Source organism: Duncaniella muris (assembly GCF_003024805.1).
Lineage (GTDB): Bacteria > Bacteroidota > Bacteroidia > Bacteroidales > Muribaculaceae > Duncaniella > Duncaniella muris.
This window is the reverse complement of sequence record NZ_PUEC01000050.1, coordinates 1-11,043: the sequence shown is the minus strand read 5'-3', so window position 1 is coordinate 11,043 and position 11,043 is coordinate 1. Positions and strand designations below refer to the sequence as shown.

The 11,043-nt window shown below is 46.6% G+C and carries 10 protein-coding genes, 1 tRNA gene and 1 pseudogene; 5 read left to right on the top strand and 7 right to left on the bottom strand.

The features are described 5' to 3' along the window. Positions 1–220: pseudogene (locus C5O23_RS13550) on the bottom strand (ISAs1 family transposase); the annotation flags it as partial. A 245-nt stretch (positions 221–465) separates the two neighbouring features. Here C5O23_RS13550 and tnpC point away from each other — a divergent pair. From tnpC to C5O23_RS13535, 3 genes are all read left to right on the top strand, one after another. Further along, positions 466–1,875 carry an IS66 family transposase gene (tnpC, locus tag C5O23_RS13545; protein ID WP_107033447.1) on the top strand — a complete coding sequence of 470 codons (1,410 nt, stop codon included), beginning with the start codon at positions 466–468 and terminating at the stop codon, positions 1,873–1,875. Positions 1,876–2,546: 671 nt separating this feature from the next. Next, positions 2,547–3,107, top strand: a complete 561-nt coding sequence (locus C5O23_RS13540; RefSeq protein ID WP_107033445.1) for a T9SS type A sorting domain-containing protein — start codon at positions 2,547–2,549, stop codon at positions 3,105–3,107. Continuing rightward, positions 3,104–5,356, top strand: coding sequence for a hypothetical protein (locus C5O23_RS13535; protein WP_107033444.1), 2,253 nt, complete (start codon positions 3,104–3,106; stop codon positions 5,354–5,356). The genes C5O23_RS13540 and C5O23_RS13535 overlap by 4 nt, the downstream gene beginning before the upstream one ends. 96 nt (positions 5,357–5,452) lie before the next feature. Here the strand turns inward: C5O23_RS13535 and C5O23_RS13530 are convergent, their stop codons facing one another. After that, positions 5,453–6,205 (bottom strand): nitroreductase family protein, encoded by a 753-nt coding sequence (locus C5O23_RS13530; protein WP_107033443.1) that lies wholly within the window; start codon positions 6,203–6,205, stop codon positions 5,453–5,455. A gap of 174 nt (positions 6,206–6,379) precedes the next feature. Here C5O23_RS13530 and C5O23_RS13525 point away from each other — a divergent pair, with 174 nt between their 5' ends. After that, positions 6,380–7,885 carry a potassium/proton antiporter gene (locus tag C5O23_RS13525; protein ID WP_107033442.1) on the top strand — a complete coding sequence of 502 codons (1,506 nt, stop codon included), beginning with the start codon at positions 6,380–6,382 and terminating at the stop codon, positions 7,883–7,885. A gap of 219 nt (positions 7,886–8,104) precedes the next feature. Continuing rightward, positions 8,105–8,178, top strand: a tRNA-Ile gene (locus tag C5O23_RS13520). 327 nt (positions 8,179–8,505) lie between these two features. Here the strand turns inward: C5O23_RS13520 and C5O23_RS13515 are convergent. The 5 genes from C5O23_RS13515 to C5O23_RS13495 form a co-directional block, all read right to left on the bottom strand. Continuing rightward, positions 8,506–8,724 carry a hypothetical protein gene (locus C5O23_RS13515; protein ID WP_107033441.1) on the bottom strand — a complete coding sequence of 73 codons (219 nt, stop codon included), beginning with the start codon at positions 8,722–8,724 and terminating at the stop codon, positions 8,506–8,508. Between the two features lie 3 nt (positions 8,725–8,727). Continuing rightward, positions 8,728–9,183 carry a hypothetical protein gene (locus tag C5O23_RS13510; protein WP_240597867.1) on the bottom strand — a complete coding sequence of 152 codons (456 nt, stop codon included), beginning with the start codon at positions 9,181–9,183 and terminating at the stop codon, positions 8,728–8,730. A 103-nt stretch (positions 9,184–9,286) separates the two neighbouring features. Then, positions 9,287–9,541: a hypothetical protein gene (locus C5O23_RS13505; protein WP_133166579.1), complete on the bottom strand. Its 255-nt coding sequence runs from the start codon at positions 9,539–9,541 to the stop codon at positions 9,287–9,289. Between the two features lie 177 nt (positions 9,542–9,718). Beyond that, positions 9,719–10,252 carry a class II glutamine amidotransferase gene (locus tag C5O23_RS13500; RefSeq protein ID WP_107033439.1) on the bottom strand — a complete coding sequence of 178 codons (534 nt, stop codon included), beginning with the start codon at positions 10,250–10,252 and terminating at the stop codon, positions 9,719–9,721. A gap of 46 nt (positions 10,253–10,298) precedes the next feature. Next, entirely contained in the window at positions 10,299–10,982 is a 684-nt protein-coding gene (locus tag C5O23_RS13495; RefSeq protein ID WP_161553617.1) for an amidoligase family protein, read from the bottom strand. Positions 10,983–11,043 lie beyond the last annotated feature (61 nt).

Sequence of the window (11,043 nt, the reverse complement as noted above, 5' to 3'; positions counted from 1 at the left end):
CGATGCATCCGGCCATACGTCCGAGTATCATCAGCATGATGATATCGTTGAGGCTGTGACGGAAATTGCCTTTGTCCAATCTACGGAAATCCGGCACGGATGAGGCAAACGCTCGAAGTTCTTCCATGATACTGCGCCTTGTGTCAAATTTATTGTGTACTTTTGCGGTATGATCAGGCGCATAGGCGTCAGTCGAACAGACTTGGTCAAGTGGCTTCATTTTTGGCGTAACTCTTTGATTATCACCCATAAAGTTGCTAAAAATCTGCCACTTGGCCAAATTTTCATTGCACTTATTTTCTTGAAAATCAGAGGTTAAAGCCTCTCCGCCCATACTGCTCTCGCTATAAAATAACACATTTGTCGAGAATGAGACGAAATCTTAAATGAAAGAGCCGTGGAGTATCATCAAAATAATAGTGGTTTTGTTTGTGTATGTCAGATAAAATTGCTATTTTTGTATCTGTGAAACAACAGGTTAACGACATAAATTCAACTTTGGCAGGGCTATTGTCTGAACTGAAGGAGTTACGGGGAACTATTGATTCCCAGCATGCCGAAATATGTTCGCTTAACCGAAATATAGATAAACTACTTAAGGAAAACCGTGAGCTACGCAAGCGGCTGGAGAAGTATGAACAGCCGCCGGAGAACTCCGGCAACAGCAGTACTCCGCCATCGAAAGAACCGATAAAGGCTGAGGTGGAACGCAGGACAAAATCATTGCGGAAGAAATCAGAAAGACCTGTCGGCGGTCAATCCGGGCATGAAGGAACGACACGCAAAAAGGTGGAGATGCCTGACGAAATCCAGGAAGTGTCATCCCGATATTGCAGTGAGTGCGGGCGCGATTTGTCGGGTGTTGAAGGTGAGCTTGATTATGTCAGCCAAGAGATAGACCTGCCTCAGATACAGCCTATCTATCGTGAACGCAGATTTTATAAAAAAGTCTGTAGCTGCGGATGTTGCAATCGTGATTATGCACCGCGCCGCAGAGGCGGAAACGCCATTACCTTCGGTAAAAACATACGTGCCATTGCGACCTATCTGAGTGTGGTGCAATGCATGCCTTACGAACGGTTGCAGTCGCTGTTTGAGACGATGTTCAATGTCAGAATCAGTCAGGGAACGCTGGCCAATATCGTCCGTGAGATGCTTGAAAAATCCCGTCCTGCCATTGCCTTGATAGAACGTATGATAAAGGCATCCGCAGTAGTGGGCTTCGATGAATCGGGATGTTACACCAATGGGAAATTCAACTGGTCATGGATTGCGCAGACAACGTATCTGACTCTAGTGTTTCGTGGAGCCGGCCGTGGCGCCAAGGTCCTTGAGGAGCGCTTCGGCGACTCACTGAAGAATATGGTCGCGGTGACAGACCGCCACAGCGCGTACTTCGCCATTGACTTCCTCAACAATCAGATATGTCTGGCTCATCTGCTGAGGAATCTCGAATATCTCAATGATATAGACAAGAAACAGACCTGGGCAAAAGATGTGCAGACACTGTTGCGGGGAGCCATACACCTGAGGAATGAGAAACCCGATGAGGTAATCCCTAAAGACAGTTGGCTGACGAGGCTGGATGAGTTGCTCAAAAAGAACCTTGACAGTCTGCGCAAAGAGTTTAATGAGTTGAAACGGGGAATAATCAGATGTCGGGATTACATATTCAACTTCCTTGAGAATCCGGCCATACCATCTGACAACAACGCTTCAGAACGTGGAATCCGAAAACTCAAGGTCAAGCAGAAAATATCCGGATGCTTCCGCTCCGGTACCGGTGCCGATGCCTTCCACGCACTACATTCCATTGCTGACACGGCCTGGAAAAACGGACAATCTCCTCTCGATGCTATATTGGCGCTCGTCTAAACTGACGGGCTATATCTTCGCATCCTTTGTTTTCGCTGAATAGTTACCTCTCACCCCTCCCAAGTTAATAAACAAAAATAAATGTTAACAAAATTGGGGGGGGTAATTTTTTATGCTTACTTTTGCACACTTAATATACCGAAACTCTGTCATCTTATTCATTTTTAAGAGGTTGTTTAAAAACAAGAGTTAAAATCTGAGTGGTGTATCTTTTAGATAAATTGTTGCAAATGAGGAAGGAGCATAGCGAGCTATGTGACTGACGAATTTCAACAATTTAGCAAAAGAGACACCAAGGCTCAGGTAACTTAAAAAATACTCAAACATGAAATTATTGAAAGGAAAAAAGACAATACCCTCGCCTGCGAAAGTTTTGGGCGCCTATGGCTCTTCATCTCAGTCACATAGCTCGCTATGCTCCTTCGATTCAGAGCCATATCCACCTCAAAACTTTCGCTCAGATTTTAACTATTGTTTTTAAACAACCTCTAAGTGTTGTTGAGTTGCTTAAAACCTATCTGTTTTTCTTTGGGTTCAATAATTTAGCCCAATCAATTTATTTAACCTGATATCCAATATTCTTAATAACCGGAGGCTGTGTCAAATCATAGTCTTGCTGAAGCGTTGCTATTTGTCTGATACCCCTCCAAATTAAACAGCCAGTCATTTATATGATTAAATTTAAGCCCCTGATCATTGCCGCTGCGTTGTCGGTGTGCACATGCCTCCCGGCATCGGCCAAAACCACACAACTGACAATCAAGTTCAAAGATGGCCGCAGCGTAGTGCTTGACCTTACCGCATCCGACAATGGAGACGAAAAACTGTTGCCCGTAATGACATTCACCCCTACCGCACTCAAAGTAAAGCTCCCGCCAAAGGAAACCGGAGAACCCGGAGTGACCGCACCACCATCAGTCTACACGTTTGAAGTTGAAGATCTTCAGGAAATGGCTCCTATCGAAACCAACTCCACATCTGCCATCGCTGACATCATTGCGTCTGGCAACGCCATTGTCATAGCTCCCCTTGGTGGAGATTTTGTGAAAGTGACAGGCAGCGAGTCACTCAAATCCAGTGATGTGAGAGTCTTTGATCTCAACGGACGGCAGTGCGGCGCAGATGTCACAGATGAAAGTGTCGGCTCGATCACCCTCTCGCTAGCATCGCTCCAGCCCGGAATCTATATTGTAAATATCTCTTCTCATTCACTTAAAATTACCAAGAGATGAAAAAGACACTGACATTATGCGCCTTTGCTCTCGGCGCTTCATCAGCCTTCGCGCAACTGTCCACTGACCGCATACACAAGTTCATTCCTGTCACCTCCCAGGAATTCGGCATATTGCCCGGCCAGTCGAATCTCTCGCCGGAACTCCACACCAATGACATTGACTCCATAGCATTTGATGTTGATTCCCAGACATTTACCGTATATGGTGGATTTTCATTCGCACAAGACCGTGAGAAAAAAGCGACCTACAATCTTGAACTCCTCAAAGGCTTTGAACTGACCTATCTTATGCCCGGATATATGCCCTCTACATGTCTTGACATGCAGAGAACCGGCAATAACGCCATTCGTCTGATGTGGCGTCCGGTCGATGATGCGGCTGGTTATCAGATCAGATATCGCATCACCGCCAATGAAATCGACTGGACCGACAGCGAAAAGATGGTAGGAGATACAATCGTAGGCGCCGGAGACTCAGACCTATTGATCGAACATCTTGAATATAACACAACTTATAGTTTTGCGATACGCACACTATCTCCCAAGGGAGAGAACTTTCACTCCGAATGGTCTACCCGTATAAATTTCGGTCTTCCACAATGGAATTACCTGTCAATAGTGACATATCCCCGTTACATCGTACCGACAGTCGTCAGTCTTGTATCGTCCGGAGTCGGCTGTGTGACCCTTAAACTGAATACATTGTTTGACGAATCGCTCTATTCTGCCGATGAGATAGCAGAGATACGTTCTCACTTCGAATTGAATGGCAACCGTTTCGTTGTCGACAAGCTAAAACTGCGAAACTCTCTTACCGGCGAGGTTAAATACCTTCCTGTCACCGCATCAGATCTCGAAGTAGGAGAGATAACTCTGACAGACCTTGACGAAGGTGCTCTCTATAGCGTAGCCGCATATAACTCAAACATCAGGTGGGAGTGTGATGCCGTTTACAATTCAATCTCATTCCGCAGCAAAATTGACTCCTTAACTCCAATCGTAGTATCATCGGCCGATATCGGCACCGTTCTATCGGAATATATGGCAAATGATGCCCACGCAGAAAATCAGGTGTTTTATCTCGAAGGTGGCAAAACATATACAATATTTTCTAATGTAGAGATGTCAAAAGGCTTTACTCTTGCCACACGGCCTGAGGACTATGCAGTCGGCAAGAGGGCGAAAGTGGGATTTGCGAACTTATCAAACATGATGCTCGGCTCACTGAGTCAATCGGGCAACAGCCAATCTCCTGAAAACATTGATCCAATCGTGTTTGACGGAATTGACTTCTCAGCACCGGCAGCACAGAATTACGGTTCAGGCTCAGTGACATCTAATTATTTTATTAACTCTTTGGCATCTGCAAATCCATTCACTCTACAGGCATTGGAAATCAGAAACTGTACTTTCCAAGGCTTCATCAGAGGTTTTGTCAGAGGGAAGGGTAACAATCACGTCATCCTAAAAGTCAAAGTTGACGGAAATCTATTCTACAACTGCGGTTATTATGATGCCAGAGGCCAAGGATATGCATGGTTTGCCGGTCCTGGAAATGTCACAAACAATATGTTCAACAATTTTGAGTTTACCAACAATACTATTTATGACTCACCTCGCTCGAATCTTGTCACTGACAATAATAAGAATCTTAACTGGAGTGAGGACACAAAATGGAATATACGCATCGAAAACAATACATTTATTAACTTCTCGACACGTTCAATAGACCGTCATCTGATAAGCATGCGCTATATTCCCGGAGGGTCCTATATGTCAGTACAGCGCAATCTCTTCGTCCTTGCAGCTGAAGATAACGACACCCGTAATCTTTACTTCTCAGGCGCCGACATCCGCTTGGTCAATGGCAGTGGAAAATTCTCGTTTGATGTCAAGGACAACTATTCGGTAGGATGCCGAGACAAACACCTTGCAAATAACGGTATATTCACTAACTCTTCCGTTGCGTTCTCTGCTTCAAAGAACTCATTCGGAGCTTTTGCCAATAACAACAACGGCACAGCCGATGATTTGGTGGTTAAGGTTGGAGCAACCCCGCTCATGGCAACAGACCTGTTCACCAATCCTAATCCGCCATACACATCACACAATCCAACCTCATGCAATGCGCTTGACCATATAGCCCCTGACAATATCATGGAGGCTCTGCGCTACAAGCAGACCCCCGAAGTGCTCAACCACGAAATCTACAAGCTCTCGATAGGCGACCAGCGCTGGAAAAAATAGCTCCTGCACTCTGAAAATATAGAATAAACAGACGAGGGCGTATCAGATTTCTACAATCTGATACGCCCTCGTCTGTTTATTCTATACGGGCCATTCTCAGCGGGTGATATCAAACCCTCGCCGCTGCAGAGCGCGCAACATGCGGTAGTTCATAGCCTCCCGGTAATAGCCCACTATGTGTCCGGCCCAGTCGTTGTCGCTTTTCGTACCCTCGCGGGTGCGGTTATACTCGCTGACGGTCTCATCATAAGCCTTCAGTTCGTCAATCATCGCCTCGCTGTCCTGCCGGTAATAATTCTTATGGACCACAAGGCCCACAGGCTGCTTCGGCTTCAGATCAGGATGCTCACGCGGCACTCCGAGAGCCAGCCCGCAGACCACAAAAGTCTTGTCCGGAAGCTTCATCAGCGATGCCACAGCCTCAGGAGCCGCCGTGCGGGCATAACCGATCGGACATGTACCCAGCCCAAGAGACTCAGCCATAGTCAGCGCGCTCATCATGGCAAGAGTCGCATCGACAACCCCGACAATCAGCCCGTCGGCCGTATTGTTAAAACAAGGAATATCAATCCCCTTCTCCTCGCTGAGCAGAGCAATCTTATGATAGTCAATAAGGAAAAGCAGAAAATGGCTGCAAGTCTTGATCTGCTTCTGACCCGTCAGGCCGTAGAGCTGCTCCTTGACATCCTGGTCAGTAATGTCAATCACAGAAAACTGCTGCCCGTTGTAGCTCGTAGGAGTATTGCGGACAGCCTCGTAGATCAAAGCCATCTGCTCGTTGGTAATCGGCTCACGCTCATAGCGACGCACGGAACGACGGTCCAAAAGTGTATCTTTCACATCTTTCATGTCAGGGTAAACAAATTTATCAAGAGTATAGAATATAGATTTTAATATTTCGGGATCGCCCCGGAAAAATTCGGGATAGTTGCAATTTAAACAATCTTCAGCCAGGACTTGTTCACTCCCTGCCCCCCCTACACGCACTTGCACACATCTGCCAAATCAACTAACTTTGCGCCTATGGAACTCATCACCTCTGAAAACATAATCCTCATCGGCTCAATCCTCCTGATAGCCGGAGTCCTCATAGGCAAATCAAGCTACCGTTTCGGACTGCCGCTACTGCTCATCTTCCTGCTTGTCGGCATGGCATTCGGCACAGACGGAGTCGGCATCCAGTTCAGCAACATGCACTCCGCCCAATTCATAGGCATGATAGCCCTCTGCATCATTCTCTTCTCAGGCGGCATGGGCACCAGACTCTCGGCAATACGCCCCGTCATAGTACCCGGACTCATACTCTCGACCATCGGAGTCCTCCTGACCGCACTGCTCACCGGACTGTTCATCTGGTGGCTCTCCGGCATGGATTGGACAAACATACATTTCGCCTTCATCCCATCCCTGCTCCTGGCAGCAACGATGTCATCGACCGACTCCGCCTCGGTCTTCGGCATACTCGGCAGCCAGAAAGTGGGCCTGCGCAACCATCTGCGCCCCATGCTCGAACTCGAAAGCGGCTCAAACGACCCGATGGCCTACATGCTCACCATCATCCTCATCGAAACCATCACCCTCGGCGGCGAACTCTCAGCCGGATCCATAATCCTTGAACTGATCCTGCAGTTCGGAGTCGGCGCCACTGGCGGATTTCTCATGGGGAAACTCACCCTGTGGCTCATAGCCGTCTACCGACGCATCGACGCCAACGCCCAGTCAAAAGAAGACACCGGACAAGCCACATCAATGATCTCCATCCTCATGATCGGAGCCGTATTCTTCACCTTCGCAGCCACCACAGCCCTCGCCGGCAACGGCTATCTCGCCGTCTACATCTGCGGCATAGTCCTTGGCAACGCCACCCTCCCCAACCACCGCGGCATCACCAAATTTCTCGACGGCATGACATGGCTCGCACAAATCGTAGTCTTCCTCATGCTCGGCCTCCTCGTCAACCCCCATGAAATGATCGACGTAGCCGCCGTCTCCCTCCTCATCGGAATCTTCATGATCCTCATCGGACGCCCCCTGAGCATATTCCTAACCCTCGCCCCACTGCACAAAATCAGCCTCCGGTCCAAAGCCTTTATCTCCTGGGTAGGCCTTCGCGGAGCCGTCCCCATCATCTTCGCAACCTACCCCATAGTCTCAGGAATAGAAGGAGCCGGACAGATCTTCAACATCGTATTCTTCATCACCATCCTCTCCCTGCTCATCCAGGGCACCACTGTAATCACAGCCGCCCGCCGCCTCGACCTGATCTCCACCGACAACCCTGACAATGAAGACTTCGGCGTAGAACTCGCCGACGAACTCCCCACATCCCTCCAGACCCTCACCCTCACCCCCGACCATCTCGCCAAAGCCACCACCCTTCGCGACATGCAGCTCCCCCTAGGCAACCTCGTCATAATGATCCGCCGCGGCAACCGCTACATAGTCCCCAACGGCACACGCAACCTTCAGCCCGGCGACACCCTCCTCATCATCAAGGAAGACAGCGCAAACAAACCCGGAAAAGTGTAGAAACTCCCTGACAGCAACCCCAGCAACCAGGCCGAAGACAAAATAAATCCATCTGAAAACCAGGTCAAAATCAAAACCTTATAATATCACAGATAAAAAAATAAGCAAAAAAGCGCCTGACATATTTGACGGAAACAAAAAAAATGCCTACCTTTGCAACGCAAAACGCCTGAGGCCCCGTCAGCCCCGCAGTTGACATCAGCCACAAACAAAAGGCACGGTCCTATAGCTCAGTTGGTTAGAGCACCTGACTCATAATCAGGGAGTCCTTGGTTCAAGCCCAAGTGGGACCACTTTCAAACGCTGACTTTCAATAAGTTAGCGTTTTTCTTTTACCTATTAGCCACCACCTTGTCACCACTTAAAAACAAATGATGCCCCGTATCAAATTAGATACGGAGCAATCAAGGGGGAATTTTCTTTTATCTGACGGTAATCCGTCTTGTTGATGCAAAGATAGGCATTTCGCCCGGATTTTCAAAACGCTCGGAGAAAAAAGCGTGGCCATCACCTCTGCAGTGACCGCCACGCCTATCAGTGAATTGTTATCTTATTTTTTACGATGGAAAGACCTTTGCGATACAATTCACAATCTGAGTTAAAACTGAATCACATGGATATTACGCAAGGGACATTCCGGCCGCTATTGACTTAGCGATTTCCGCATCAGTCGGCTCTGCACCGCCATTTTCAGCCTTGATTTTTTCCTTGAGTTCGTTTATTTTCATTTCCGAGAGAAATTTGTCTTTCTCTTTACGGATTTGCACTGCATTCATGCCTTCCGCTATGCAGCGACTTTCAAGAGCCATAAGCTCTCTTCCGAGGTCAATTGGATTCATTTCTTATAACGTTATAGGGTTTATGTTCCTCTGGGTTGTGAGATTCTCAATATTTTCAGTGGCTATTATCTTTCCGAGATAATACCACACTTGGCAAACATAATATTCCGTGCCATCTTGCATAAATGTCATTTGTTCGCCATTGTCATCAACACATAACACAAATTCAGCGTCTTCTACCTCAACGAGAAGCCGGGGTGCGTCTTTCCGTCTGCCATTTATAAGATACAAGGCATCATAATGCACAGGCGTTATAATCGTGATGGGGGTTCCGTTCTCATCAATCGTGTCATCTTGAATTACATAGCGATTGACATTAGACGGATAGACATAACGATGTTCCACCTTTTGCCTACCATTGAGAATCTCAACAAAGCAAGGGCGGTTTATCTGTAAGGTATGTTTCTTTATTGTCTTTCCGTCAACTTGGCAACAGGTTTTATTATGGTTGCTCTTCATACGCAAAGTTAGCACTTATATTTGAATTAAACAATATGCAATACCCGATATATCAAATAATTATCGGGTATTGCTTTACACTTGATTACATCGACGCCCTACCTCAAGCCATGTCCGTTCCAACCGCCACCAAGAGATTTTTTAATGCTTCACCGAGTGCAGTTTCCACCTTATACATGATTTCAATAGCATCATCAAGCTCGTTGGTAGTGAGTTCAAACTCGCCATTATGGTCTTCCGCTTTAAGGTGGCAGTTGACAATCTGAGCGCGAGTGCGAGTCCCAGCACAGTCGATAAGCACTTTTGTAAGGGTGGCAACGGGATTTTCAATTATCGCCATTTTTTCAATTTCACTCATTGTTTTTCCGTTGTTATGGGGTTTTACATTGGTATGCCTGCGTAGTAACACGCCCACATAAATTCTATCACTATCAGCCAAAAGAGAGAGCATCCGGCTATAATGCCTATTATAGAAGCCGTTATTTTGGCATATTCTTTTGCTTTTTGTCTTGTCATATCTGAGAGGGGTTAATTGTTATTGAGCAAATGAATTGGCGCAGTACATAAAGCGATGGTTTGAGTAATAGCATCCATCTGCATCTTGAATGAAGTTACCAAACATAAGTAACTCGCCATTTTGCATCAACGCTATTTTAGAGCCATATTGACAAAGATTTGATGCAACTGTTTTTACCTCCTCGCTATTCCACCCATAACGCAAAATAGCCGGATAGACCATCTCATCAAATGCCGTTTCGCTGTCGGTACGGTCATCGGTGCGGTCTATGTCTATAATGCCGTTGTGAGCGAAATAAACATCGCCTTGCTTGAATGGGTGACAATTGGCACGTTTGATTGAGCCGTGTGTTGCAAATCTAAAATGAATCATACAGTTTTCATCATCACCAACCTTTGCGAGCTTCCGCATAAAGGTGTCGAATGATAGCGATTTGAAAAACTTGGTACTTGAGGCGCATCCGCATCCATGAGGATTTGCCTTAAATGCCATTTGCAATTTCCGTGCATCAGGCATTTTCACGCCTTTTGGTTTTATTATCAGTACACACATAGCCTTGTAGTTTTTATTGGCGAGGCAATTAAGCCCGCCTTGGTCATTAGTTCAGTTCGTTAGAGCGTGATTTGAAAAATCCTTTTTCTTTTGCCGTCAGAAAGGGGATTGCGTCTATTGAGGTCACATCGGCATCAAGTCGATGCTTTTTAGACCATTCCACCAATCTGCCACAGAACATCACCCAATTAAGGATTTTCTTTTCATCGGTAGAGCCTTGGTGTTGCCTAAATTCAATCGTCTTGTGTCTGCCGTAACTCATAGGGTTAACTTTGTGGTAGCGGTCAAAGTCAAGCTCAGACTTAACCGCATCGATTGTTTTACAATCAATCAAACCGGGGTGATTGCGTAGGCTGGCACAATAGCCATTGTTATTGCCTCGCCTTGAATTAGCCATAAACGTATCAATCAGCGTTTCAAGATAGTAGTAATTGATAAACACGTTTGCATATTGTTCCGGGGTGAGGTTTGCTGCACCAATATGCACATGAAGGCCACATGATTTATTCACTGTTGCCCCGGCTTGATTAAGCGTTTTAAGAGCATTTTTGAGGGTTCGCTTTCCATCTGCCCCTTTCAGAATTGGCGATACACATTCTATCGCGTTCTCGCCTCTTACTGACCCATCACTAACAAACTTGAAAAATGCGTGTCCGTCAGTATGTGGAAAACCCAGGCTCGGATGACCCCTTAGACCAGGTTGAATTGACCCCTGAAGCCAAAATATCACTGACCCCTTTGCCCAAAATAAAAATGACCCCTGTCGACGTAATGTCAGCAGGGGATTTTAT